The following is a 25,750-nucleotide window of genomic DNA, read 5'->3' on the forward strand; positions in this document are numbered from 1 at the left end:
CCTGCCACCCTCCCCCGGTCCGGCCGCCTAGATGATGCCGAACAGCAACCCGGCGCCCAGCACCACCAGCGAGGTCAGCGCGGCCCACTTCACGGTGAATTTGGTGTGGTCGCCGAATTCGACCTTGGCCATGCCGACGAGGACGTAGACGGCCGGAACCAGCGGACTGGACATGTGCAGCGCCTGGCCGACGAGGGAGGCGCGGGCGATCTCGATGGGGGCGACACCGTGCGCGGCTCCGGCCTCGGCGAGGATCGGGACGATGCCGAAGTAGAAGCCGTCGTTGGACATGAAGTACGTCAGCGGGATGCTGAGGACGCCGGTGACGATGCCCATGTGCGGGCCGAGCGCGTCGGGGATGCCGGCGACCAGCCAGCGGGCCATGTGCTCGACCATGCCGGTGCCGGTGAGGACGCCTGTGAAGACGGCGGCGGCGAAGACCATGCCGGAGACGTTCAGGACGTTCTCGGCGTGCGCGGCGATGCGGGCCTTCTGGTCCTTCATCTGCGGGAAGTTGACGGTGAGGGCGATGGCCGCACCGAGGAGGAAGAGGACCGGAATCGGCAGCGTCTGCAGGATGAGCAGGGTGAGCAGCGCGACGGTGAGCGCGGCGTTGAACCAGTAGAGCTTGGGACGCAGGGTGGGACGCAGGGGGTCGAGGCCCTGGAGGTCGACGTCCTCCGCCCGCTCCCCGGAGCCGCCGTCCGCGCCGCCGGCCGGGACCGTACGCCGGGTGACAACCGGACCGCCGCCCGCGCCGGCCAGCACCCGCTCGGTCTCCTTCGCCTCGGCCTCCTCGGTCACCACGCGGACGTCGCCGAGCGTCAGCACCCCCAGCCGCGTGCGCTCGCGCCGCCCGAGGACGTACGCGAGGACGAAGACGGCGACCAGGCCGACGGCCAGCGCGGGGATCATCGGGACGAAGATGTCGCCGGCGTCGAGCTTGAGTGCGGTGGCGGCGCGGGCGGTCGGGCCGCCCCAGGGGAGGGTGTTCATCACGCCGTTGGCGGTGGCGGCGACACCGGTCATGACCACCAGGCTCATCTTCAGCCGCTTGTAGAGCGGGTAGAGCGCGGAGACGGTGATCATGAACGTGGTGGAGCCGTCGCCGTCGAGCGAGACGATCGCGGCGAGCAGCGCCGTACCGACGACCACCCGCAGCGGGTCGGCCTTGCAGAACCTCAGGATGCCGCGGACGACCGGGTCGAAGAGCCCGACATCGATCATCACCCCGAAGTAGATGATGGCGAACATCAGCATCGCGGCCGTCGGGGCCAGGTCGCCGATGCCCTTGAGGACGTAATCGCCCAGGTGCGCGCCCTGGCCGACCAGGACGCAGAACAGCGCGGGGATGAGCACAAGCGCTGCCATCGGTGACATCTTCTTCATCATGATCAGCACCAGGAAGCTGGCGATCATGACAAATCCGAGGATTGTCAGCATTGGGGGTACCTCACGTTCGCCCTTGAACAACTGCCGGGGGGTGGCGGCCCAGGCGACGTTAGGTCCCGCAAACTTTTGTTAACAAGACCTTGACACGCGAGCAATACGAGCAAAACGCCTGCTCAACGCGGCGTTTTGTTTTGGCCCGCACGTTGTCGGCCGTCCCGCCGTGGCGGGCTTGTCGCCGTTGCGCCTGCGGCGGGCGTGGGTTTGTCGGGTGCGGTGACGGCCCTACACGGCTCCGCCGCTACGGGCCGTCCCCTCCCGTGGGTGGGTGGGAAAGGCCGGTAGGGGCGGACGTCTCGTGTTCAGGTGCAGGTGGTCGTGTCCACCAGGCACACCCGACCACCGACGTACACCCCCACCGCCCTCCTCCCTACCCCCAACGGGGAGGGGCCGGGCCGCAGGACGGAGTCCGGAGGCCCGGCCCCGCAGCCGAACAGCCCCGCGCAAGCGGCACCGCCCGCCGCAGGCGCACCCAGAGAAACCCCCACGGCGGGGAAGCCGACAACGTGGGGCCTAGCCCGCGGCACCGTCCAGGTACCGAGCCAGATACGCCCGCAACAACACCTTGCACTCCGCCACGATCGCCGGGTCACCGGCCGGATCCGTGCGGAAGGCCAGCTGGAGCAGCGCGTCGGCGGTCTCGACGCCGACGAGGAAGGCGATCCGCAGCCGTTCCTCGGCGGCGTCCAGGCCGAGCGGGCCGGCCAGCAGCGCCAGCAGCCGGTCGGCGACCTCGTAGTTGGCCCGGCGGGCGGCGTGCGGGGCGGGGACGGTGAACTCCACCAGGGCGAAGCCGGACACCGTGCGTTTCATGGCGAGGTATTCGTCGACCACCACGTCCATCGCACGGCGCCATTCCAGCCGCTCGTCGGCGGGAGCGGTCAGCCGGGCGCTGATGCGGTCCGCGTAGGCGTCGAGATTGCGCCGGGCGAGCGCCTCGGCCATGGCGCGTTTGTTGGGGAAGAAGCGGTAGACCGAGCCGATCGGGACGTCGGCGCGGCCGGCCACGGCGCGCGTGCTGAGGTCCTCGTACCCGGTCTCCTCCAGGAGTTCCGCGCAGGCATCGAGGATGCGCGCCAGGCGCTGGGCGCTGCGCTGCTGGACGGGGACGCGTCGGAGCGGGTTCGGCTGCTGCACCCGGACATCCTGCCCGGCGTCCGCGCAGGGAGTCCGCAAACGCCGGAATCCGGCCAGCGCGGCCGAAGGTCTCCGTTGACGGGCGCGGCCGCGACGGCAATCCTAAGGTCTTGCATAGGATTCGATCCGTACGGGATCCGGTCCGGCACAGGTGTGGGTCTTGTACGGGTTACCGATGGGCGGGAGCGCGCAATGACAGGTACGGGCAGCGAGCAGGCGCGAAAGACCGCCGAGGGGCTCTCCTACGTCTCCGGGTTCGGCAACGAGCACAGCTCGGAGGCCGTCGCCGGCGCGCTGCCGGTGGGCCGCAACTCCCCGCAGCTCGCGCCGCTGGGCCTGTACGCCGAGCAGCTCAGCGGATCGGCGTTCACCGAACCGCGCAGCCACAACCACCGCTCCTGGCTCTACCGCATCCGCCCCTCGGCGGCGCACCCGCCGTTCGTCCGCGCCGAGCGGGGCGCCCTGCGCTCCGCGCCGTTCACCGACTGCGCGGCGGACCCCAACCGGCTGCGCTGGAACCCGCTCCCCGAGCCCACCGGCCCCGTCGACTTCCTCGACGGCCTGTGGACGCTGGGCGGCAACGGCGACGCCACCCAGCGCACCGGCATGGCCGTCCACCTCTACTACGCCAACTCCCCCATGACCGACCGGGTGTTCAGCGACGCGGACGGCGAGCTGCTGATCGTGCCCGAGCGCGGCGGGCTGCTGCTGCGTACCGAACTGGGCCTGCTGCGCGCCGAGCCGGGCCATGTGGCGCTGATCCCGCGCGGCGTGCGCTTCCGCGTCGAGCTGCTCGATGCCACCGCCCGCGGCTATGTCTGCGAGAACTACGGCCGGCCCTTCCAGCTCCCCGACCTCGGCCCGATCGGCGCCAACGGCCTGGCCAACGCGCGGGACTTCCTCGCCCCGGTCGCCGCCTACGAGGACGTCGAGGGCCCCGTCGAGGTCGTCAACAAATTCTGCGGCAACCTCTGGACGGCGACCTACGACCACTCCCCGCTGGACGTGGTCGCCTGGCACGGCAACCACGTCCCGTACGTCTACGACCTGCACCGCTTCAATGTCCTCGGGTCCATCAGCTACGACCACCCCGACCCGTCGATCTTCACCGTCCTCACCTCCCCCTCCGACACCCCGGGGCTGGCCGGCGTGGACTTCGTGGTCTTCGCGCCGCGCTGGCTGGTGGGCGAGGACACCTTCCGGCCGCCGTACTTCCACCGCAATGTGATGACCGAGTACATGGGCCTGATCGAGGGCGCCTACGACGCGAAGGCGGCCGGAGAAGGGGGTTTCGTCCCCGGCGGCGGCTCGCTGCACAACATGATGTCCGCGCACGGCCCGGACCGCGAGACCTTCGACCGCGCCAGCGCCGCCGAGCTGCGCCCGCAGAAGATCGACGACGGTCTGGCCTTCATGTTCGAGACCCGCTGGCCGCTGACGCTCACCGAACAGGCCCGGGACGCCGGGCATCTGCAGCGCGGATACGACGACGTGTGGCAGGGTCTCCAGCGCCACTTCCGCCCGTGAGCGCCGGGCCGCCCGTCCGCCCGTAAGCCGTCCGCCCGTAAGACCGGGGAACGCCCTGTGACCACCTTCGCTCCCGACTCGCTCGCCCTGAACCGCAAGCTGCCGCTGTGGTACCAGGTCTCGCAGTCGCTGCGCGCCTCCATACTCGGCCGCTCCCCCGAGGCGCCGCTCCGGCTGCCCACCGAGGACGCCCTCGCCGCCCACTACGGCGTGAGCGTGCTGACCATGCGCCAGGCCCTCAAGGAACTGGAGACGGAGGGCCTGATCAGCCGGCACCGGCGCCGCGGCACGTTCATCGAGCCCGGCGCGCAGCGGGGCGCGCCGGTGCGGCTGCTGGGCTCGGTGGACGCGATCGTGGCCCAGCAGTCCGGGATGCGCACCCAGCTGCTGGAACACGGGCCGCTGCCGGTGCCCGCCGAGCTGTCCGAGTACTTCCCGGACCTGACGGAGGTCGCCGGGTTCCGCCGGCTCCGCGGCGACGAGAAGACGGACGAACCGACCAACCACGCCCGCAACTACGTCCGCCCCGAGGTCGCCGCGCTGATCGACCCCGCGGACCTGGAGCGCTGGCCGATGACCAAGGTGGTGCGGGACGCGGTGGGCGTACGCATCAGCCGCATCACCGACACCGTCGAGGCCCGCCTGGCGGACCCGGAAACCGCCCGCCTCCTCCAGGTGCCGCTGCTCAGCCCGATCCTGCACTACACGGGCATCACGTACGACGAGGCCGGGCGGGTGGTCGACGTCGCCCGGATCCACTACCGCGGGGACCGGTTCTCGTTCACGGTCACGCTGGACGCGCACTGACCGTACGGCCGCACGACCGCCCCGGCCCCGGATCACCGGCCCGCTCCCCGGCCTCAGATCCGCTCCAGGCTCCGCCCCGTGCTCCGCGGCCCCAGCAGCGCAACATCCAGGCACAACAACACCATCAGCACCGCCGACCCGCCGAACACCGCCGTCGCGCCGAGATCGTCCAGCACCGTCAGCGCGACGAACGGCAGCACCACCGAGGTGAGCCGGGACAGCGAGTACGCAATGCCGATGGCACTGCTGCGCAGGCCGGTCGGGAAGATCTCCGTCTGGTAGACGTGGAAGGCGTTGGAGAAGACGTTGCTGCACACCGTCAGCAGCACGCCGAAGGTGACGATCGCCCAGGTGGCGGCCGCGAAGCCGAAGGCGAGGCCGCACGCCGCCATGCCGAGCGCCGAGGCGATGATCAGGGTCCGGCGCTCGATGCGGTCGATGAGCGGGACGGACAGCGCGGAGCCGATCGGATAGCCGCAGAAGCTCAGCGCCGCGTACAGCAGCGAGGCGGTGACGGTGTGGCCCTTCGCCGTCAGCACCACCGGCGCCAGCGAACCGAAGCCGTAATAGCCGACGGTCTGCAGCACCTGGAAGATCCACCACATCAGGGTGCGCCGCCGGAAGTCGCCGCGGAACATCTCCCGCAGCGGCACCTTCCGCTCCGGGAGGGTCTCGGCCTCCGGTACGGAGGGGAGGCTGGTGCCCCGCTCGCGCGCCACCCGTTCCTCGATGGCGGTCACGATCGCGGCGGCCTCCTCCTCCCGGCCGTGCACGGTCAACCACCTGGGGGATTCCGGCAGTCGGCGCCGCATGAGCTGGATGAAGGCGGCCCCGAGCGCACCCGCGACCAGCAGCCAGCGCCAGCCGTCGATCCCCCAGAGCTGGTGCCCGGCCACCAGCCGGGCACCCAGCAGCGCCGCGACCGGCACACCGATGAACCCGAAGGTGTACGCATGGGCGATATAGCGGCCGCGGACCGCCCGGGGCAGGAATTCCGCGAGATAGGTGTCCACGAGGACGAGTTCGGCGCCCAGCCCCAGCCCGGAGAGAAAGCGCAGCGCCAGCAGCCACTGCAGGTTGGGGGCGAAGGCGCACAGCAGCGAGAACGCCGAATACGCCGCCAGATTGACCAGGAACATCCGGCGCCGTCCGAAGCGGTCGGCGAGCACGGACAGCACGTTCGCGCCGACGAACATGCCGAGGAACCCGGCCGCGATCACCCCTGACTTCGCGAGGTGCCCCAGGTCCCACTGTGCGGCGAGGACCGCGGCGAGCACTCCGCCGAGGAAGATCTCGTAGAGGTCGAAGAAGGCGCCGATGCCGACGACGAGGGTGAGCCGGCGGTGCCAGCGGGACGGCGGCAGCCGGTCCAGCCGCGCGGCGGCCCGCGCGGGGATGGGGGTCGCCCCGCGCCGTTGCGGCGCGGGGGAGGCGGTGTCCGTCATACGGTCCTCCCCTGAGCAGGTCCCGGCGCGCAGCGCGCAGCCAGGTCCGCGCGATGCCGTCGGGCGTACGGCGGGACGGTACCGCTCCAAGATCAGTAAGCGGAAGGGTGCGAGCGCGGACCGGGCGGCCCGCCCCGGGGTGCCGGCGCCCGTGGATACCATGCCGGGGTCAACCGAACGGTCCGGGAGGGGCTCCGCGTGACGGCGAAGCAGGACGCGCCACGGCCGACCGCGCCACTGCTGTCCGAACTGATGCCGTGGTCCGTGCCGCCGCTGCGGCTGGGCCGTTCCTGGGTGCGCTCGCCGGATCCGGCGATGCTGCGCGCCCGGTGGAACGCCCTGGTGGCGGCCGAGGACGCGGCCGCCCGCGAGCGGCTGTTCCGGCCGTCCCGGTCCCGGCATCTGCACTCCGCCGTCGGCCAGCTGCCGGGCCAGGCCACGTCCACCGGGCGGCTGTACCGGGCGAGCGGCCCGTGCCCCGAGCCGGTACGGATCCTGCACGGCCCCTTCGACCGGCAGTGGCTGCTGCCCGACCACCGGCTGATCGACGCGGCGCGTCCGGAGCTGTGGCGGGTGGCGGACGAGCGGCAGCTGTTCGCGGTCGAACCGGGACAGCTGCCGCAGGTGCCGGGCCCCGCCGTGGTCTGCTCCGCCCTGCTGCCGGACGGGCACGCACCGGCCGGCCGGCCCGGCCGGATCCATCCCCTCTACCGGCGCCCCGGCGGCACCGAACCGAACCTCGCGCCCGGCCTGCTCGGCCTCCTCGCCCGCCGCCTGGACCGCCCGGTCCGCCCGGCCGGCCTGCTCGCCTGGATCACCGCGAGCGCCCGCCACTCCCCCGACGGCACGCGCGTCCCGCTCACCGCCGACCCGGCCGTCTGGGACGCCGGCGTCGCCCTCGGCGAGCGTCTGCTGTGGCTGCACACCTGGGGCGCGCACGGGTCGCACCCCGGCGAGCGGCCGCGGATGCCGGGCGGCCGCCGCCCCTATGTACGCTCCGCGCTGCCCACCCGCGGCCTGCCGGACGCCCTCGGCTACGACGCCGCCGAGGAGGCGCTGCTGCTCGGCGACGGCCGGATCTCGCCGGTGCCGCCGGGCGCCTGGGACTTCCCTGCGGGCGGCGTACGGGTCCTTCAGGCGTGGTTCGCCGAGAGGACGGCTCCGGTGGATCCGCCGGAGGCGGGTTCGCTGGCGGCGGTGCGCACCACGGCCTGGCCGCAGGAGTGGACGTCGGAGCTGCTGGAGCTGATCACCGTACTGGCGCTGCTGTCCGAACTCGGCCCGGAATGCGCAGAGTTGAGGGAGCGGACGGCGGGCGGGCCGGTCATCACGGCGGCCGGGCTACGGGAGGCGGGCATCCTCCCGGCGCCGGCCGACGCGCACCGCCCGGCCTCCGTCCTCGACCATCACGAGGAGGGCCCGGAGGGCCAGTTCGCCCTCCTGTGAGGGCGGCCGGGCCGCCCCTGGGGCGCGCTACTCCTTCGACGCCTGCTGGATCCGCACCATGTTGCCCGACGGGTCGCGGAAGGCGCAGTCGCGCGGCCCCCAGGGCTGGTCGATGGGCTCCTGCAGCACCTCGGCGCCGGATGCCCGCACCCGCTCGAAGGTGGCGTCGAGATCGTCGGTGCTGAAGACGGTCATCGGCAGGACGCCCTTGGTGAGCAGTTCCTGGAGGGCGTCCCCGTCGGCCTGGGAGCGGCCGGCGTGCGGTTCCGAGATCACGATCTCGAGGCCCGGCTGGGTCGCGCTGCCGAGGGTGACCCAGCGGTGTTCGCCGGACGCGACGTCGTTGCGCGTTTCGAGGCCGAGCGCGCCGCCGTAGAAGGCGATCGACTCGTCCACGTCGTTGACGGTGATGTGGCAGTACTGGAGTGCAATGGTCATGCCGTCAACGTTAGACAGCGGCGTCGCCGCCCGCTTCTCGAATCCTGCTCGGTGGATTTCTCGCCGGGCGGGTGTACACCTTCGCCACGCACGCGGGCATCGCCGCCACGGCGGGGTGCTCCCGGCTGCGGTAGGCGCTCGGCGTCTCCCCCACGATCTCGGTGAACCGCGAGCTGAACGAGCCGAGCGAGGTACAGCCGACCGCCATGCACGCGTCGGTCACGCTCATCCCCCCGCGCAGCAGCGTCATCGCCCGCTCGATCCGGCGGGTCATGAGATAGCTGTACGGCGTCTCCCCATAGGCCGCCCGGAACCGTCGCGAGAAGTGCGCCGGCGACATCAGCGCATGGCGGGCCATCGTCGGGACATCGAGCGGCTGGGCGTACTCCCGGTCGATCAGATCCCGTGCCCGGCGCAGATGCGCGAGCTGGGCAAGCTCTTCCGGAGTCATGCCCCGACGCTATCACCCGGCCGCCGAAATCGCCGTTGACCTGCGAAAACGTGGTTCGATGCGGCGGGTGGCGGCGTCACTCCGGAGCCGCTGCCCCCGGCCCGCCGTCCGCCGTCCGCCCCGCATAGGCAGCCAGCACCCGGTCGATCACCCGGTCGAAGACCGCCTCCGGATCCGCGAGCGGCGCGCTCTGCGCGAATGCCCGTGCCACCAGCGGGTACCGCCCGCCGGCGACCACCGCCGCGAGATACCCGGCCTGCGCCGCCCGGTGCGCTTCGACGGTGTGCCCGGACTCCTTGGCCCGCTCGGCGGCCGCCTGCTCGGACGAGGCCATCGTGATCACCGTGCCGTTGACCATGGAGACGAGCTCCATCCTGAGCCCGTCGTCCAGTCCCGAGCTCTCCAGCGCGGCGAGGCAGAACTCCATGTAGCGCAGGGCGTTGGGGCCGAGGAAGTTGTGGGACAGCACGGCGCCCGGAAGCCAGGGATGACGGCGCATCATGCCCCGTCCCTGGCGGGCGAGTTGGAGCATGTCCGCGCGCCAGTCGCCGGACGGCCGGGCGGGCAGCTCGTACTCGCCGCTGACCCGGTCGACCATCAGATCGACGAGGTCGCCCTTGCCCGGGACGTAGTTGTAGAGCGACATCGTGGCGCAGCCGACCGCCGTCGCCACGCGCCGCATGGAGACCGCCGCCGGCCCCGACTCATCGGCGATCCGCACGGCCGCCTCGGCGATTTCGTCGCGGGTGAAGGCGGGCCGGGGGCCACGGCCGGTGCGCTCGGGGCGCGCCCAGATCACTTCGGGTCCGGCCGCGCGGCCGCTTGCTGCCATGGATCGATCACCTCGCCACCATCCTAGTTACGTACACCGTACGTAGTGCGGTACGACGGTGCCGTTACGCCTTCTACGTACGCTGTACATAGTGAAGGTCTGGAGAAGCGCTTCGGCGAGGTCCGTGCGCTGCGCGGGCTCGATCTCGCGGTACCGGCGGGCAGCGTCTGCGGACTGCTCGGCCCCAACGGCGCGGGCAAGACCACGGCCGTGCGGATCCTGACCACGCTCAGCACACCCACCGCCGGCACCGCCCGCGTCGCCGGCCACGACGTCGTCCGCGCACCGCACGCGGTCCGCCGCGCCATCGGCCTCGCCGGCCAGTACGCCTCCGTCGACGGGGATCTGACGGGCCGGGAGAACCTCCGGCTGTTCGGCCGGCTCCACCGGCTGCTCGGCGCCGCGGCCGTGCGCCGGGCCGATGAGCTCCTCGAACGCCCTCCACCGCCCAGGATCAGGGGCGCGGCGTCATGGACCGCTTCCGTACGCTGCCGATCAGCCGCCTCGCGGTGCCCGTCGGAGGGACGGTCTGCGATGTCCTGGTGGCCGCCGCCGGGCTGGTACCGCTGGCGCTGGTCGGGCTGGCCGTCGGCCGGCGGATCCGCGAGGGACTGGGGGCGGCGCTGGGTGCGTTCGGGCTGCTGCTCTTCCGCTGGGTGACGGCGTGGCTCGGGTACTACCTGGCCTGCCGGCGAAGAACGAGGAAACGGCCGCCCAGCTCGCGAGCCTGACCTTCATGCTGCCGATGGTCTCCCACACCTATGTGCCCACCGAGGGCATGCCCGGCCGGCTGCGCTTCCTGGCCGACTGGAACCCGATCAGCTCGGTCGTCGCCGCCTGCCGCGACCTGTTCGGCAATGCGCCTGCGGCGGCCGGCGACGCCGCCTGGCCCCTCCAGCACCGCGTCGCCGCAACCCTGCTCCGGTCGGCCGTACTCCTCGCCCTGCTGATCCCGCTCAGCGTCCGCCGCTCGGCGTGCGGCAGGCCCTAGGCCGGCAAGGAGACAGCAACAAAAAACCACCCGTCACAAGAACGGGTGGTGGCGGAAGAGCCGGGTGGTGCGTGCCTGGGCGAGCACACCGACACGCTGCGACGCCCGCGGGAACCGACGGGTCCGTACCTGACGGATCAGGATCTGACGGGTCAGTACCTGACGGGTGGTGAATCGCAACGCTGTGCCGGGACGGTGTGGTCGCCCGAGGTCTCGCTTCAGGGACGCGTCAGCCGTGTCCGCCGAACAGCGAACGCCGCAGCCTGCGCAGCGGCGCGAACAGCGACACCCTGGCACCACGGCTCTTCCTCGTGCGGGAGTGATCACGGGCCGTGAGCTCCCGCATCAGCGACGTCGCGCCCTCCGTCTCGCGCTGCGGTATGGCAGGGCCACCCAGCACCGCGAGATGGCGGTCCAGACGCGTACTGGACGCGACGCTTCCGCAACTGATCGCAGGGACTCTTGCCCTGCTCCGCACTGTTATCTGTTCCATGACTCTCCCCACCCTGACGAGGGCACCCGGCACGGGCAGGGTAACCCTATCTCTCTTGGAGGACGCGCGTGCAGACCGGTCAACGGATTCACCTGTCTCGCCTTGACGTTGACGAACACCATACGTAATGACGCCTACAGGGCACCCATCAGGGCAAGTTGACTGCCCGTCGGGCCATCGGAGGCCATCTGACGGGCCTGCGGGACGCACGAGGAGGACCCGGGTGGGCGGTTCCCCCTCGGCGTCACGTGTACGGACGGTTACGCAGCGGAGGCGAACACCGGGAGATAGCCGCTGGACTGACCGGCGGCGGTGGGGTGGTAGGACTCGTCGACGGGATAGGTCACGCTGTGCAGCCAGGGGCTGCCGGAGCACAGTTCGTGGCCGGTGAAGGTGGAGTTGACGTCGGAGAAGGTGAAGCCGTGGTCGGCGGCGCGCTTGGCGGTGACGCCGTTGATGTCGTCGGCCGCGGCGTTTATGGCGGCCCGGGACTTCTCCGAGAGGCCGGCGACGCAGCTGCCGTTGAGTTTGTAGAAGTGCGGATAGCCCAGGACCACGACGCGCGCGGACGGGGCCTTCTGGCTGATCGCGTTGTACACCCCGTCGAGCTGACCGGGCAGGGTGTTGTCGACGTACTGCCGGGCCTTGGCGACGCGAGCCAGGCAGGCGCTCTCACCCTGGAGCGCACAGGTCGTCATGGTGTCGGCGAAGCCTGCGTCGTTGCCGCCGATGGTGATGCTCACCAGCGCGGTGGAGCTGTTGAGCGGGCCGAGCTGACCGTTGAGAACATCACCCGTTCGGGCCCCGGAACAGGCCGCGAAGGAGAAGGACGAGGGCGAGTGCGCGGCGGCCCAGAGGGCCGGGTAGGCCTTGGTGCTGCGCTTGCAGGAGCCGCTGCCACTGTCGTAGCTGCCGGCTCCGACGCCTGCGGAGTAGGAGTCGCCGAGGGCCACATAGCCGGTGGCGAGCGGGAGTTGGGCGGACGCGGCGGCGCTCGCGCCGGTGAGCGCGAGCGCCGTGGTGACAAGGAAGGCGGACACCAGGGCCGCCGGTCGGGACAGTCTCATAGAACCTCCCATAGCAGGATCTCTGCCTTATTCGTGGTAGCAGGACCCGCGGGTAACCGGAAGTGTCCATGCCAAAGCTCGGGAAAAGTCGTACCGGATTCGCCGTAGATATCGCCATTCGCACCGGCCTCGCCGGACCCCTGCCCGGTCGCGCCGCACGGCGCCGGATCGTGGCGCGCCATGGCCGCACCATGTCGGGCGCATGACATCCGTGTCGGGCGCATGACATCTGTGTCGCGCGCATGACATCTCGGCAGAAGTCTTGATGTCCACCCGCATGACCCGCGAACCTCTTTGACGGACGGTCAACAACGGGTCAAGAAATCCCCAGACACCGCCCAAGGCGTACGACCCCGTACGTCCCCCCGCGCGCGCACCACGGCGCGCCACCGATGAGGAGGACTCCCTCGCGATGGCAGTGATGCGTTCCACCACACCCCGTACCACCACCGGCCCGGCCGCCCCGCGGCGTTCGGCCACGCTGCGGATCGCCGCGGCGCTCACCGCGACGACGGCGGTCGCGGCCCTCGGTGCCCTTTCCTTCCCCGCCCATGCGGCGCCCGCCCGGGGCACCGTCGTCGGCGCCGGCGCCGCGGACGCGGTGCACGGCAGCTACCTCGTCACACTCAAGCGCGGCTCCGGCCTCAAGGCCGCCTCGGCGGACGGCAGAAGCCTGATATCCGGGTACGGCGGCACCGTACGGCGGACCTACACCGCGGCGCTCAACGGCTATGCGGCCCGCCTCACCGCGGACCAGGCACGGCGACTGGCCGCCGACCCGGCCGTCGACCAGGTCTTCCAGGACCGCACCCTGCACGCCCTGGGCACCCAGACCAACCCGCCGTCCTGGGGCCTGGACCGGATCGACCAGGCCAAGCTGCCGCTCGACAAGAAGTACAGCTACCCCGACAGCGCGGGCGGCGGCGCCACCGTCTACGTCATCGACACCGGCGTCCGCATCTCCCACCAGGACTTCGGCGGACGCGCGGTCAACGGCTACGACGCCGTCGACAACGACAACGTGGCGCAGGACGGCAACGGCCACGGCACCCATGTCGCGGCGAACGCGGCGGGCACGTCGTACGGCGTCGCCAAGAAGGCGAAGATCGTGGCGGTGCGGGTGCTGAACAACTCCGGTTCCGGGACCACGGCCCAGGTCGTCGCGGGCATCGACTGGGTCACCAAGAACCACAAGGGCCCCTCGGTGGCGAATGTGTCGCTGGGCGGTGGCGCGGACGCGGCCCTGGACAAGGCCGTACAGAACTCCATCGCGAGCGGGGTGACGTACTCCATCGCCGCCGGCAATTCCGGGGCCAACGCCCAGAACTACTCCCCCGCACGGGTCCCGGAGGCCCTCACGGTCGGCGCGACCACCGCCACCGACGCCCGCGCCTCCTACTCCAACTACGGCTCCCGCATCGACCTCTTCGCGCCCGGCAGCTCCATCACCAGCGCCTGGAACACCAACGACACCGCCACCAACACCATCTCCGGCACCTCGATGGCCACCCCGCATGTGACCGGTGCGGTCGCCGTCTACCTGGCCGGGCACCCGACGGCCACCCCGGCGCAGGTCGCCACGGCGCTGACCAACGGCGCCACCGCGGGCGTCGTGACCGATCCGGGCGCCGGATCGCCCAACAAGCTGCTGAAGCTCGTCCCGTAATCCCCCGTCCGCCGTCGACCGGCCCCGGGCCCCGGGGCCGGTCGCTCACTCCTCGCCGTTCTGCCGTCGCGCGAGCCCCGGCACCAGCAGCGCGGTGGCCGCGACCGACACCGCGACGAGCAGGAGCACCAGCGACGGACGGGTCCCCAGGCCGATCAGCCAGGCGCCGAGGAGGCCGCCCGCGAACATCGACCCGACGGACATCAGCCGGCGCGGGACGGCGTGCGTGCCATAGCCCAGCCTTCTGTCGCGGCCGAGCACGGACCCGCTGACCAGCGCCGTCATCGCCCGGGTCTCCACGGTGGTGGTGAGGTCGGGGACAGCGAGCCGTATGGCGGTGACGTTCCGCATGCCCATCGCCACCGCCATCAGACCGACGACCGCGCAGCGCTGACCGAGGGTCAGGTCCCCGGTCGTGCCGGGCTGCCAGGCGGTCACCGCCGCGGCGGCCAGCAGCGCGGCCTCGGTGACGAGCGCGAGCGGGAACCACGGCCGCCGCCGGTCCGCCAGCGTCGATTCCACGCGCGCCCCGAGCGCCGCGCCGAGGGCGAAGGCACCGAGCGAGACCACGGTCGTCACGACCGACAGGCCGCCCTGCCGCGCGATACCGAAGCCGAGGAAGAGCAGATTGCCGGTCTGGGTCGCGGTGAAGACATGACCGAGCGCCAGAAAGCTGACGGCGTCGAGTACTCCGGTGGCCACGGTGAGGCACACCATGATCACCGTCATCGCGGTTCCGCTCGGCGGCTCCACTGACCCGGCTCCTTCCCGGCGGACACGTCCTCACAGTGTCCGGACGGCCGCCGCGCAGCGCCGCCATTGCGCCGTCTGTGGGCGCCCCGCCCGAGCACGGGGCCACCACCGCAGCCGTGACGAACACGGCCACCCATGGACGCTCTCGGCCAAGACGCCGCACACCGGACAGGAGCAGCCGGGTTATTCCATGTACGCGGCGGGCCGGTCTGGCGGATCATGGCGGCATGTGTGCCGATCACGTGCAGCCGTCCGCCGTGCCGCCGTCCGCCGCCGAGAAGTCCCTCGCGATCCGTCTGACCATGGACGACAGCGATTCCCCGTCCGATGTCGTCGATGCGCTGTTCCTGGGACGCTTCGCCAACGGCGAGCAGCCGTACGCCCGCAGCCGCTCGGTGGAACGGGTGAAGCCGGGGGCCAGCCTGCTGCCGCCCGGTGCGCGGGTGCTGCGCTCGGCGCGCGAGGACGACCGCAGCGCGACCCTCGCCGAGGGCGACGGCTACACGCTGCTGATCTCCCGCTGGAACCGCGGCGCGGACATCGCGGTCACCGCCGTCACCGACGAGCTGACGGAGAAGGTGCTGGGGCAGTCGGCGGACGGCGCGGAGGACGAGCCGGAGCCGCAGCCGGACGATGTCGCGATGGGCTTCTGGTACTTCTCGCCGCGCCGCGGGCCGTACCGCACCTCCCGGCAGATCACGGCGGGCACCTGGGAGGAGATCCGCCCCAACTACACCGCGCCGGTGGCCTCGGCGATGGACGCGCTGATGAAGGTCGCACCCGAGGAGATCGCCGGCCGCCTCCTGCTGCTGCACGGCCCGCCCGGCACGGGCAAGACCTCCGCGCTGCGCACGCTGGCCCGCTCCTGGCGCGACTGGTGCCAGGTGGACTGCGTCCTCGACCCCGAGCGGCTCTTCAACGACGTCGGCTACCTCATGGACATCGCCATCGGCGAGGACGACAGCACCGGCCGGAGCCGCTGGCGGCTGCTGCTCCTGGAGGACTGCGACGAACTGATCCGCGGCGAGGCCAAGCACACCGCGGGCCAGGCGCTGTCCCGGCTGCTCAATCTGACGGACGGTCTCCTCGGCCAGGGCCGCAACGTCCTCGTCGGCGTCACCACCAACGAGGACCTGGAGCGGATGCACCCGGCGGTGGTCCGGCCCGGCCGCTGTCTGGCCCGTATCGAGGTCGGCCCGCTGACCCGTACGGAAGCGGTCAACTGGCTCGGCACGGAAGAGGGCATCGGCCGCGACGGCGCCTCCCTCGCCGAGCTGTACGCCCTGCGCCGCGGCACCCGGCCCGCGTCGGTCCCGGCCCAGGACGCGGGCAAGGAGGCGGGGCTGTATCTCTGACGCCGCCCGGCCAGGGCGCCGCCGCGAAGTGATCGCGCCCGGCCGCGTCGGTAGAGTCCGCTCCCGGACACCGACGGGCCTGCGGCACGGCTCGGTACTGCCCGGCACGGCGCGGCACGGCTCGGTACGACGAGGGGAACGGATTGAGCACCACGGTATGGCTCCAGCGGGCGGGCCGGAAAACCGGGACATCGGCGGAGCCGGGAAACGATGAGGGCCACTGGTGGAAGATACGCATCAGCGGCTCCACCGCACCGGCCCCTGCGGCCGGGGCGGGCGGTGACGGAGGGCCGTCGGCATTGGCCTATCTGGAGCGCGATCTGTCCTCCGGTGGCAGCGACGCCTATCTCGCGGCGCGCAAGGAAGGCGCCCGTGCCTTCCTCCTGTGGACGGACACCTCCCGCCGGCAGCTGCTGGCGCGCGTCGTGACCAGGTCGGCGACGAAGGGGAAGAGCGCGGTCTTCGAGGTGCTGGCCGGCGCCGGTGAATCCCTGGCGCTGATCACTCACGACCGGGCGATGAGCGGCGGGCACGGCAGATCGCGCTGGGTCGTCCAGCAGGCGGGCGGCCCGGACGCCATCGGCTTCAAGGGCAATCTGTTCTGGTGGTACGTGTGGTGGCTGCTGTTTCCGCTGTGGGTGGCCATCGCCGTCGGCAGCATCGTCGGCGGCAGCGGTGACATCGCCCGGATGCCGCGCACCATCCGCTGGAGGGCGTCCGGGAAAGAGGTGCTGACCTGGGGCGGCGGCGGGGAGGACTTCGCCGTGAGCACCGCGGCCGAGGGCTGGGACCCGCGGGTCACCGCGGCCCTGGCCGCCCTGGTCAAAAGCCATGAGGGCTGGCTCGGCAAGCCGTGGGACGAGGGCCGGTAGGCGGCCCCGGGCCGGTGGGAACGCGGCGCTGCCGCCCGACCGGCCCGGAACTCTCCCTGCGTACCGCGGGTGGGGGACGCGGTCAGGCCCCGACGTAGGCCGCGAGGTGCTCGCCGGTGAGGGTGGAACGGGCCGCGACGAGGTCGGCGGGGGTGCCCTCGAAGACGATCCGGCCGCCGTCGTGGCCGGCGCCCGGTCCGAGGTCGATGATCCAGTCGGCATGCGCCATGACCGCCTGGTGGTGCTCGATGACGATGACCGACTTGCCCGCGTCGACGAGCCGGTCGAGCAGACCGAGCAGCTGCTCGACGTCGGCGAGATGGAGCCCGGCGGTCGGCTCGTCGAGGAGGTAGACGCCGCCCTTCTCGGTCATGTGGGTGGCCAGCTTGAGCCGCTGCCGTTCGCCGCCGGACAGCGTGGTGAGCGGCTGGCCGAGGGTGAGGTAGCCGAGCCCGACGTCGGCGAGCCGGACCAGGATGCGGTGCGCGGCCGGCATCCGCGCCTCACCGTCGCCGAAGAACTCCTCGGCCTCGGTCACCGACATCGCGAGCACCTCGCTGATGTCGCGGCCGCCGAGGCGGTATTCGAGGACCGCCGACTGGAACCGCTTGCCGTCGCAGTCCTCACAGGTGGTGGCGACGCCGGCCATCATCGCCAGGTCGGTGTAGAGGACGCCGGCGCCGTTGCAAGTGGGGCAGGCGCCCTCGGAGTTGGCGCTGAACAGCGCCGGCTTCACGCCGTTGGCCTTGGCGAACGCCTTGCGGATGGGGTCGAGCAGCCCGGTGTACGTCGCCGGGTTGCTCCGCCTGGAGCCGCGGATCGCGCTCTGGTCGATCGACACCACGGGCGCCCCGTCCGGTGCGCTGCCATCGGCCAGCGACCCGTGCACCAGCGAGCTCTTGCCGGAACCGGCGACGCCGGTGACGACGGCGAGCACGCCGAGCGGGATGTCGACGTCGACGCCCCGCAGGTTGTGCGTCGTCGCGCCGCGGATCTCCAGCGCCCCGGTGGGCTTGCGCACCGTCTCCTTGAGGGTGGCCCGGTCGTCGAAGTGGCGGCCGGTGAGGGTGCCGCCGGTCCGCAGCCCCTCGACGGTGCCCTCGAAGCAGACGGTGCCGCCCGCCGTACCGGCGCCGGGGCCGAGGTCGACGACGTGGTCGGCGATCGCGATCGTCTCCGGCTTGTGCTCCACGACGAGCACGGTGTTGCCCTTGTCCCGCAGCCGCAACAGCAGGTCGTTCATCCGCTGGATGTCGTGCGGGTGCAGGCCGATGGTGGGCTCGTCGAAGACGTAGGTGGTGTCGGTGAGCGAGGAGCCGAGGTGGCGGATCATCTTGACGCGCTGGGCCTCGCCGCCCGACAGCGTGCCCGCCGGCCGGTCGAGCGAGAGGTAGCCGAGACCGATCTCCACGAACGAGTCGAGGGTGTGGTGAAGGGCGGCGAGCAGCGGCGCCACCGACGGTTCGTCGAGGCCGCGGACCCAGTCGGCCAGGTCGCTGATCTGCATCGCGCAGGCGTCGGCGATGGAGATCTTCTTGATCTTCGAGGACCGGGCGTGCTCGGCGAGGCGGGTGCCGTCGCAGTCGGGGCAGGTGGCGAAGGCGACCGCGCGCTCCACGAACGCCCGGATGTGCGGCTGCATCGCCTCCTTGTCCTTGGACAGCATCGACTTCTGGAGGCGCGGGATCAGACCCTCGTAGGTCATGTTGATGCCCGCGATCTTCATCCGGGTCGGCTCGCGGTGCAGCAGGTCGTGCAGTTCCTTCTTCGTGAACCTGCGGATCGGCTTGTCCGGGTCGAAGAAGCCGGACTCCGCGTACAGCCGGGAGTTCCAGCCGCCTCCGGTGTAGCCGGGAACGGTGAAGGCGCCCTCGTTGATCGACTTGGTGTCGTCGTACAGCTGCGTCAGGTCGAGCTCGGAGACCGCACCCCGGCCCTCGCAGCGCGGACACATGCCGCCGACCTTCTTGAAGCTGACCTTCTCCGCCTTCTTGGCGCCGCGCTCCACCTTGATCGCGCCGGACGCCGAGACCGAGGGGACGTTGAAGGCGAACGCGCCGGGCGGGCCGACATGCGGCGTGCCGAGCCGGCTGAAGAGGATGCGCAGCATGGCGTTGGCGTCGGTGGCGGTGCCGACGGTGGAGCGGGGGTCGGCGCCCATCCGCTGCTGGTCGACGATGATCGCGGTGGTCAGCCCGTCGAGCACGTCGACCTCGGGCCGGGCCAGCGTCGGCATGAAGCCCTGGACGAACGCGCTGTAGGTCTCGTTGATCAGCCGCTGCGACTCCGCGGCGATCGTGTCGAACACCAGCGAGCTCTTGCCCGAGCCGGAGACGCCGGTGAACACCGTCAGCCGGCGCTTGGGGATCTCGATGCTGACGTCCTTGAGGTTGTTCTCACGGGCGCCGTGTACGCGGATCAGATCGTGGCTGTCGGCGGGGTGCGCCGCGGCCGGCTGCGGATCCGTCCGCGGATCCGTCCTCGTCGACTTGCTCATCGTGTCTCCCTCGGTGGGGCGGGGCCGCCTGCGCGGTCCTTGTCGGTGTCGCCCGGTGCGGTCCGGCCCGGTGGGCATCTCGAGCGGCTCGGGGATGTCGCCTCCGGGCACGGTGGCGGTGGCCACCGGGCGTCCGTCGCCGGTCCATGCCGGTCAGATTAGGCGCGGCCCGGTGACCGCGCTTCTTCATTCCTGTTCATTCCTGACCGGTCCGGTGCCCCGTTCCGCCGCACGCGGTCGGGCGGCGCCGGGGGTGCCCCGTTGCGTACCGGCCGCGGGTTACGCGGGAAGGTCGCGCAGGCGCACCGACAGGCAGGTCACGCAGCCCTCCAGTTTCTCGAATTCGCCGATGTCCACGGGGACCGGCCGGTATCCCAGGCCGGCGAGGAGTTCCGCGGTCCTGGGGGCGGAGGCGGCCATCAGGAGCGTGTCGCCGCCCAGGAGGACGACATGGGCGCCGGCCTCCTCGGGGACGGGGCGGAAGGCCGGGAAGACGGCGGGGTCGTCGACCAGCGGCGGGTAGCCGATGACGGTGCCGTCCGGCAGGGCCGTGACCGCGGACTTCAGATGCAGGACGCGGCTGACCGGTACGGCGATGACGCGGGCGCCCAACGGCTCGAAGGCGGCGCGGAGCTGGCGTACCCCCTCGGCGTTGGTGCGGCCGCCGCGGCCGACGTAGACGGTGTCGCCGATCTTCAGGATGTCGCCGCCGTCGAGCGTGCCGGGGGCCCGGATCTCGGTGACCGTGCAGCCCAGCGCCTCGGCCGCAGCGCGGGCGGCGGGGGTCTCGGGGCGGCGGGGTTCCGCGCCGGGGCGGGCGATCAGCGCGGCCCCGCGGAAGACGACCATGGTGTCCTCGATGAACACCGCGTCCGGGCAGTCGTCGGCGGGTGCCACCTCGGTGGTCCGCCAGCCGTGGTCGTGCAGCGCCCGGACGTACCCCTCCCACTGGCTCAGGGCGCGTGCGGGATCCACCGGCCGACGGTCGATATGGGTGACCAGGCCTTCGGCGATGCGTGGGCCGGGGCGGCGGACGAGGGCCTGTGGGCCGGGCATGCGGGGACTCCTTCGGGCCGGGGCGGGCGGATGCCGTCGGGTCAGGCCTGCGGACCGTAGGTCGCGGACAGCGCGTCCTGGACGGCGGCGAGGGCGGCGGCGCGGTCCAGGCCGAGGCGCTTGGCGCGGCGCGCGTAGGTCTCGGCGGCCCCGGCGATCTCCTTGTCCGCGGCGTCGCCGGCCGCCGCGATGAAGCTGCCGTTGCGGCCGCGGGTCTCGATCACGCCGTCGGACTCCAGGGCGCGGTAGGCCTTGGCGACGGTGTTGGCGGCGAGGCCGAGGTCTTCGGCGAGTCCGCGGACGGTGGGGAGTTTGTAGCCGACCGGGAGGCCGCCGTCCCGGGCCAGATCGGCGATCCGGGTGCGTACCTGCTCGAATGGCGCGTCGGCCGCGTCCGGATCGATGGTGATCGTGAGGGTCTGCGGGGACACGGTGGCGCTCCTGGTGCTGATGGTGGGGCGGGGGACCCATTGTGCGCCAGGAGCGGCCGCCGTGCCGGATTCGCGGCGGTAGCCTTTCGGGACGGCTGCCCGGGGCTACAGCTCGAGGGTGGTGCCCGTCGTCCGCAGCCAGGTGTTCATGCCGAGGACGAGTTCGGCGCCCGCACGGACGTCATTGGTGGCGCCGGCGGCGGTGGCCTCCGCGAGGGCGCCGGAGTCCAGCAGGGGGCGTACGGGGGCGTTGCGGTCGCCGCTCAGATTCCGCAACTCGTCGCGCAGCGCCTCCTTGTAGCGCGGGTCCTGGGTGCTGGGGTAGGGGCTCTTGACCCGGTCGGCGACCAGGTCGGGCAGGACGTCGCGGGTGGCGGCGCGCAGCAGGGACTTCTCGCGGCCGTCGAACGTCTTCATGGACCAAGGGGTGTTGAAGACGTAGTCGACGAGGCGGTGGTCGCAGAAGGGGACGCGGACCTCCAGTCCCACGGCCATGCTGGCCCGGTCCTTGCGGTCGAGGAGTATCTGCACGAAGCGGGTCAGATGGAGGTAGCTGATCTCGCGCATCCGGCGCTGGAGTCCGGTGTCGCTGTCCAGGTAGGGGACTTCGGCGAGCGCCTCGCGGTAGCGGCGGTCCTGGTATCCGCGCAGGTCGAGCTTGGTGAGCAGGGCCCGGTCCAGCAGTGCCTGGCGGGAGGCCTTGCCGCCTGCGAAGCGTTCCGACAGGCCCGCGGCGATCCAGGGGAAGGTGTCGGCGTGCACGGACTCGGGGTCGTGGAACCAGCGGTAGCCGCCAAAGACCTCGTCGGCGGACTCCCCGGAGAGGGCGACCGTGGAGCGTTCGCGGACGGCCTTGAAGAGGAGGTAGAGGGAGGTGTCGCCGTCGCCGAAGCCGTTGGGCAGGTCACGGGCGGCCAGGACGGCGGCGCGGTGTCCGGGGTCCATCAGGGCGGCGGTGTCCAGGACGATGTCGCGGTGGTCGGAGCGTACGTGCTCGGCCAGGGCGTGCGCGTACGGCCCGTCGGGGGTGCCGCGCAGATCGTCGGGGGTGAAGTTCTCGGTGTAGCCGGTGAAGTCGACGGCGAAGGAGCGCACCGGGCCGCCGCCCTGGGCGGCCAGCGCCTTGGCGGCGAGCGCGGTGATGGCGGACGAGTCCAGGCCGCCGGAGAGCAGGGTGCACAGCGGCACATCGGCGATCAGCTGGCGGGCGACGATGTCGTCGAGGAGTTCGCGGATCCGGGCGACGGTGGTGTCGAGGCCGTCGGTGTGCTCGCGGGCCTCGAGGGACCAGTAGCGCTTGACCGTGACGCCGCCGCGGCCCACCCGGACGATATGGCCGGGGCGCACCTCGTGCATGCCCTTGTAGACGGCATGGCCGGGAGTCTTGGTGAAGGTGATCAGCTCGGCGAGGCCCTCGGCGTCGACGGTGGGCCGTACGGAGGGGTGGGCGAGGATGGCCTTGGGCTCGGAGCCGAAGAGCACGCCGTCGGGGGTGGGGTGGTAGTAGAGCGGCTTGATGCCCATCCGGTCGCGTATCAGCAGGAGGCGTTCGGTACGCGGGTCCCAGAGGGCGAAGGCGTACATGCCGTTGAGACGCTCGGCGAACGCCTCGCCCCATTCGAGGTAGGCGTGCAGGACGACCTCGGTGTCGCTGCTGGTGCGGAAGGTGTGCCCCAGCTGCGTCAACTCGGCACGCAGCTCACGGTAGTTGTAGACCTCGCCGCTGTAGGTGGTGACGAGCACGGTGCGGCCGTCGCGCTCGACGGCCATGGGCTGCTTGCCGCCGTCGAGGTCGATGACGGCGAGGCGGCGGTGGCCGAACGCGGCGGTCGTGTCGAGCCAGATGCCGGCGGCGTCCGGGCCGCGGCAGGCCATGGTCGCGGTCATCGCTTCGAGCGTGGGGCGCTGGGTGGTCAGATCATGGTCGTAGGAGATCCATCCGGTGATTCCGCACATGCGCGCGGCTCCTCTCCTTGCCTGGGCGGCGGGCCTGCGCATCGGGGCGGCGACCCGCGGCCGTCACCGTACGCCCAGATAGTTGCAGAGGCCACCTATAGCGTAGGACGACCGTCCGGAATGAGCCACACGGGCGCCGTATTACGGAAAAGCGATGGCAAATCACCGGCCTGACCTAGGAAAAGGAGAGGTAAATCCGCATCTGGGGCACACCATCCACGGCGGCCACCCCACGGACCGGAACCCCTCACGGCAAAGCCTCGACGATCAGCGCATACCGCTCGTCCGTCACCTCCTTGCCCCACAGGGCGGCGTCGCGGGACAGCCGCTCCAGCCGCGTACGGCCGGCCAACGGGGCCACGAGGCGGGTCAGTTCGTCGGCGGCTATCCCCATCGGATCGACCTCCCCCCAGCGGCCCTCGACCAGCACCAGACGCCCTCCGGGCACGAGCAGCCCGGCCCAACGGCGCAAGGCGGCCGCCGGATCGGGCAACGCCCACAGAAGATGCCGCACCAGGACCGCATCGAACCGCCGCTCCCCCACGGGAGGTTCGGCGGCATCCCCGACCAGGAGGCCGTCCGCGCGCCCCGCGAGCTTGGCGCGCGCCCGCGCGATCATGGCGGGCGAGCGGTCGATTCCGGTGACCCGGTGCCCCTGCTCGGCGGCGAGCAGCGCCAGGCTTCCCGTCCCGCAGCCGAGGTCGAGTATCCGGGCGGGCCCGGACGGCAGCCAGGACCGCAGCCGGGCGGCCCAGGCGGCACGCACCCCGGGATCGCGCAGGCCGTGGTCGGGCTCGTCGTCGAAGCGCTCGGCGGCGGCTTCCCAGTAGGCGGCGTCGGCGGCGGGCAGGGGAGGTTCGGGCCGGTCGGCGGGCTGCTCGATGCTCATGTCCCGATGGTGACAGGACGCACTGACAACGCCGGGCCGAGCGGGCGGCCCGTAGCCTTTCCCCATGGCAACTGCGACCGTCCGCGAGTGGCACGACGAGGAAGGGTGGGGCGTGCTCGACTCCCCCGAGACACCGGGCGGCTGCTTCGGCCACTTCTCCGACATCCGGATGCCCGGCTTCCGCACGCTGTCGCCCGGACAGCAGGTCGACCTCACATGGGAAGCCCCGGGCTTCCAACAGGACGGGTACGACTACCGAGCGGTGACCATCGTGCCTCGGTCCGCCTGACCCCCACACCCACATCCACACCTGACACGAACACCTGGCACCAACAGCGAACATCCACAGCGGACATCAACAGCGGTGCACGCCCGTGGTCCCCACAGTCCGCCGTGCCCTTGAGTCCTCACATGCCGCATGCCGTGGCGCCCGGTTGGCCGAACTCCTGACGCGGTGGTCCACACCTGGCGGCCTGGACCATCCCTGGACGGCCGACGCAACGCCGCCCACAGAGTGGACCCTTCAGCCGATACGCGACGCATCCGGGGACCGAGAGGCTGTCGCCACCCGGAGAGCGTTCTCGGGTTCCACAGCCGTTGCCGCGTCAAGCCCGTCCATGACGACGACTGGTACACGGGCAGCGCATACAGCGAAGGCAGACAAAGGGGCAGCCACAGCGCTTTGGACGGCTAGCATCTGCCGATGGGCAGGCGACCACACCTCCTCCCCGGGCAGGCAGTTCTCTGCCGGTTCAAGCCTGCCCGATCCGCGGGCCGGCGGAATGGGCCCTGATCACTCGCGCCGAAGCGACTCCAGTTCAAAGCCGCTCCACCGACCGCGATCAGCTGATCCTTACCGTGCTCCCGTCGGGCAGCACGCATGAGTATCCGGCGTAGGGGGTACTTCTGACCGTTCCACCCTGAGCCGTGCACTCCTGTTGCGTGAGGGTCGGGGATGTCGCTGCCTGGGCGGCGGCACCAATGGCGCTCACGCCAGCGAGGGTTGCGGTGGCAAGAGCGAGGCCGAGCAGTCGTCGTGTGCGCATGACTCACTACCTCTCCGGTGCCCCGGCCCGGTCCCCTCTCAGGACGACCAGTTCCTGAAGCCAAGGGCGCCCTATTACCAGCATGGGCGATGATTGGCAAGTCCGCGAATGATGGCAGGCGTGGAGCATGACGCAACCGGCGCGCGACGGGTGACAAGCGGCGCGGCATGGCAGCGCGGTACCGACAACGCCGGACGGAGGCGTACACCAGCGCCTCCGTCCGGCCGTCGCAACCAATCGGCGGCAGCGGCCGGAGCGGACTCGGATCGAACGTGTATTGCGGTGACCGGGGCGCCGCAGGGGCGGTTCGGACAGGCCGGCTCCGGGGCCTCCGAGTCGGCCGCCGGCGAAGATGCGTCGTGGCAGTCGTGGCATCGGGCACCGGCTCAGGCGGAATGGCGCTGATCGGGGACGTGCAGCGGCTCGTGATGGTGCCAGATCAGGTATCGGTCCTCGCGGCGGAGTTCCGCGGTGCCCCACTCGAGCCGCATCACCCCTCGGTCCATGGAGCAGGCGTAGGCGACGAGTACCAGTCCGACGTCGGGAGGTAGTTGCCCCAAGTCGCGGTGCACCTCTGGCTCTTCGATGTCTTCGAGGCCCAGGTCCAGTTCGCCCTGCATGGGATCCGGTCCGTGGCGGCGGATCAGATCGGCGCGCAGGCCGGCTGCACGGCGCAATCGCGCGGCGGTGACCGGCACGTCCGTCTTGGCGTAGCGGATCGGGTAGATCACATGATCAGCGACGATCATGACGGTTCGGCCCTGGAGGCGTACGGCCGTGGCACCGGCCAGATGCTCGAGGCCGGTGGACAGTTCCTCGAACTGGACAGCGTGCAGACCGTGTCCGTATGCCTCAAGCGTTTGAGTGTGCACGCCCTGATGGCCGTTCCGCGCCCTATCGTGTGCTCGTGCCAGGCATGCAGGGATGGCTTCGACCAGCGGACCGGCCAGGTTGGCAAACGTCTCCCGTGCCCATGGCGTCAACGTGGTCACGTCCTCACCGCCCTTCCCCTCCGGGCACCAAGTGCCAGAGCAGCATGCGCACCACCGTGCGGTGTGCGGGGGGAGGCATGCAAGTACGCAAAGGGGGCGCAGGAGGAGACCCGGACGGACAGTGGGGCAACTCCAGCTCAGGCAACTCCGGCTC

At 71.5% G+C, this 25,750-nt stretch carries 24 protein-coding genes and 1 pseudogene; 10 read left to right on the forward strand and 15 right to left on the reverse strand.

The window, feature by feature from the left end; genetic code table 11:
• Positions 1–27: 27 nt before the first annotated feature.
• Both AC5677_RS08705 and AC5677_RS08710 read right to left on the reverse strand, forming a co-directional pair.
• Positions 28–1,443, reverse strand: coding sequence for a CitMHS family transporter (locus AC5677_RS08705; RefSeq protein ID WP_497194439.1), 1,416 nt, complete (start codon positions 1,441–1,443; stop codon positions 28–30).
• A gap of 519 nt (positions 1,444–1,962) precedes the next feature.
• A complete protein-coding gene (locus AC5677_RS08710) occupies positions 1,963–2,586 on the reverse strand; it encodes a TetR/AcrR family transcriptional regulator (protein ID WP_497194440.1) in 624 nt (207 codons plus the stop codon).
• A gap of 192 nt (positions 2,587–2,778) precedes the next feature.
• Between AC5677_RS08710 and hmgA the strand changes: the two genes are divergently transcribed.
• Together hmgA and AC5677_RS08720 are read left to right on the forward strand one after the other, a co-directional pair.
• Positions 2,779–4,113: a homogentisate 1,2-dioxygenase gene (gene hmgA / locus AC5677_RS08715; protein WP_497194441.1), complete on the forward strand. Its 1,335-nt coding sequence runs from the start codon at positions 2,779–2,781 to the stop codon at positions 4,111–4,113.
• Between the two features lie 57 nt (positions 4,114–4,170).
• Positions 4,171–4,920, forward strand: coding sequence for a GntR family transcriptional regulator (locus AC5677_RS08720; protein ID WP_497194442.1), 750 nt, complete (start codon positions 4,171–4,173; stop codon positions 4,918–4,920).
• A gap of 53 nt (positions 4,921–4,973) precedes the next feature.
• Here AC5677_RS08720 and AC5677_RS08725 read toward each other — a convergent pair whose 3' ends face one another.
• Positions 4,974–6,365 (reverse strand): MFS transporter, encoded by a 1,392-nt coding sequence (locus AC5677_RS08725; protein WP_497194443.1) that lies wholly within the window; start codon positions 6,363–6,365, stop codon positions 4,974–4,976.
• Positions 6,366–6,563: 198 nt separating this feature from the next.
• Here AC5677_RS08725 and AC5677_RS08730 point away from each other — a divergent pair, with 198 nt between their 5' ends.
• Positions 6,564–7,811, forward strand: coding sequence for a type ISP restriction/modification enzyme (locus tag AC5677_RS08730; protein ID WP_497194444.1), 1,248 nt, complete (start codon positions 6,564–6,566; stop codon positions 7,809–7,811).
• Between the two features lie 27 nt (positions 7,812–7,838).
• On the opposite strand, the gene AC5677_RS08735 is transcribed toward AC5677_RS08730, so the two are convergent.
• From AC5677_RS08735 to AC5677_RS08745, 3 genes are all read right to left on the reverse strand, one after another.
• A complete protein-coding gene (locus AC5677_RS08735) occupies positions 7,839–8,249 on the reverse strand; it encodes a VOC family protein (RefSeq protein ID WP_497194445.1) in 411 nt (136 codons plus the stop codon).
• A gap of 10 nt (positions 8,250–8,259) precedes the next feature.
• Positions 8,260–8,700, reverse strand: coding sequence for a helix-turn-helix transcriptional regulator (locus tag AC5677_RS08740; protein WP_497194446.1), 441 nt, complete (start codon positions 8,698–8,700; stop codon positions 8,260–8,262).
• 76 nt (positions 8,701–8,776) lie between these two features.
• The gene (locus AC5677_RS08745; RefSeq protein WP_497194447.1) at positions 8,777–9,532 is read right to left on the reverse strand and encodes a TetR/AcrR family transcriptional regulator; all 756 of its coding nucleotides are present in this window, start codon (positions 9,530–9,532) and stop codon (positions 8,777–8,779) included.
• Positions 9,533–9,577: 45 nt separating this feature from the next.
• Here AC5677_RS08745 and AC5677_RS08750 point away from each other — a divergent pair.
• The 3 genes and pseudogenes from AC5677_RS08750 to AC5677_RS08760 form a co-directional block, all read left to right on the forward strand.
• Positions 9,578–9,970 (forward strand): annotated as a pseudogene (locus AC5677_RS08750) (ATP-binding cassette domain-containing protein); the annotation flags it as partial.
• A 32-nt stretch (positions 9,971–10,002) separates the two neighbouring features.
• Positions 10,003–10,263, forward strand: coding sequence for a hypothetical protein (locus AC5677_RS08755; RefSeq protein WP_497196968.1), 261 nt, complete (start codon positions 10,003–10,005; stop codon positions 10,261–10,263).
• The gene (locus tag AC5677_RS08760; protein WP_497194448.1) at positions 10,197–10,523 is read left to right on the forward strand and encodes a hypothetical protein; all 327 of its coding nucleotides are present in this window, start codon (positions 10,197–10,199) and stop codon (positions 10,521–10,523) included. The genes AC5677_RS08755 and AC5677_RS08760 overlap by 67 nt, the downstream gene beginning before the upstream one ends.
• A gap of 229 nt (positions 10,524–10,752) precedes the next feature.
• On the opposite strand, the gene AC5677_RS08765 is transcribed toward AC5677_RS08760, so the two are convergent.
• Complete coding sequence (locus tag AC5677_RS08765; protein WP_497194449.1) at positions 10,753–11,016, reverse strand: hypothetical protein; 264 nt, start codon at positions 11,014–11,016, stop codon at positions 10,753–10,755.
• 260 nt (positions 11,017–11,276) lie between these two features.
• On the reverse strand, positions 11,277–12,083 hold the full coding sequence (locus AC5677_RS08770) for an SGNH/GDSL hydrolase family protein (protein ID WP_497194450.1): 807 nt from the start codon (positions 12,081–12,083) through the stop codon (positions 11,277–11,279).
• 412 nt (positions 12,084–12,495) lie between these two features.
• Between AC5677_RS08770 and AC5677_RS08775 the strand changes: the two genes are divergently transcribed.
• Positions 12,496–13,749, forward strand: coding sequence for a S8 family peptidase (locus AC5677_RS08775; protein WP_497194451.1), 1,254 nt, complete (start codon positions 12,496–12,498; stop codon positions 13,747–13,749).
• Between the two features lie 45 nt (positions 13,750–13,794).
• Here the strand turns inward: AC5677_RS08775 and AC5677_RS08780 are convergent, their stop codons facing one another.
• Complete coding sequence (locus tag AC5677_RS08780) at positions 13,795–14,502, reverse strand: YoaK family protein (protein WP_497194452.1); 708 nt, start codon at positions 14,500–14,502, stop codon at positions 13,795–13,797.
• Positions 14,503–14,729: 227 nt separating this feature from the next.
• Here AC5677_RS08780 and AC5677_RS08785 point away from each other — a divergent pair, with 227 nt between their 5' ends.
• Together AC5677_RS08785 and AC5677_RS08790 are read left to right on the forward strand one after the other, a co-directional pair.
• Complete coding sequence (locus AC5677_RS08785) at positions 14,730–15,857, forward strand: DUF5925 domain-containing protein (RefSeq protein ID WP_497194453.1); 1,128 nt, start codon at positions 14,730–14,732, stop codon at positions 15,855–15,857.
• Between the two features lie 143 nt (positions 15,858–16,000).
• Complete coding sequence (locus AC5677_RS08790; RefSeq protein ID WP_497194454.1) at positions 16,001–16,729, forward strand: hypothetical protein; 729 nt, start codon at positions 16,001–16,003, stop codon at positions 16,727–16,729.
• An 82-nt stretch (positions 16,730–16,811) separates the two neighbouring features.
• Here AC5677_RS08790 and AC5677_RS08795 read toward each other — a convergent pair whose 3' ends face one another.
• From AC5677_RS08795 to AC5677_RS08815, 5 genes are all read right to left on the reverse strand, one after another.
• Entirely contained in the window at positions 16,812–19,226 is a 2,415-nt protein-coding gene (locus tag AC5677_RS08795) for an ATP-binding cassette domain-containing protein (protein ID WP_497194455.1), read from the reverse strand.
• Between the two features lie 279 nt (positions 19,227–19,505).
• Positions 19,506–20,282 (reverse strand): dimethylargininase, encoded by a 777-nt coding sequence (gene ddaH / locus AC5677_RS08800; protein WP_497194456.1) that lies wholly within the window; start codon positions 20,280–20,282, stop codon positions 19,506–19,508.
• 41 nt (positions 20,283–20,323) lie between these two features.
• The gene (locus AC5677_RS08805; RefSeq protein WP_497194457.1) at positions 20,324–20,713 is read right to left on the reverse strand and encodes a GntR family transcriptional regulator; all 390 of its coding nucleotides are present in this window, start codon (positions 20,711–20,713) and stop codon (positions 20,324–20,326) included.
• Between the two features lie 105 nt (positions 20,714–20,818).
• Positions 20,819–22,669, reverse strand: coding sequence for an asparagine synthase (glutamine-hydrolyzing) (asnB, locus tag AC5677_RS08810; protein ID WP_497194458.1), 1,851 nt, complete (start codon positions 22,667–22,669; stop codon positions 20,819–20,821).
• Between the two features lie 247 nt (positions 22,670–22,916).
• On the reverse strand, positions 22,917–23,558 hold the full coding sequence (locus AC5677_RS08815) for a class I SAM-dependent methyltransferase (protein ID WP_497194459.1): 642 nt from the start codon (positions 23,556–23,558) through the stop codon (positions 22,917–22,919).
• Between the two features lie 64 nt (positions 23,559–23,622).
• On the opposite strand from AC5677_RS08815, the gene AC5677_RS08820 reads away from it, so the two are divergent.
• Positions 23,623–23,847: a cold-shock protein gene (locus AC5677_RS08820; RefSeq protein ID WP_497194460.1), complete on the forward strand. Its 225-nt coding sequence runs from the start codon at positions 23,623–23,625 to the stop codon at positions 23,845–23,847.
• A gap of 1,143 nt (positions 23,848–24,990) precedes the next feature.
• On the opposite strand, the gene AC5677_RS08825 is transcribed toward AC5677_RS08820, so the two are convergent.
• Positions 24,991–25,596: a hypothetical protein gene (locus AC5677_RS08825; RefSeq protein ID WP_497194461.1), complete on the reverse strand. Its 606-nt coding sequence runs from the start codon at positions 25,594–25,596 to the stop codon at positions 24,991–24,993.
• Between the last annotated feature and the right edge of the window lie 154 nt (positions 25,597–25,750).

Source organism: Streptomyces sp. JLSY215, from assembly GCF_059682825.1.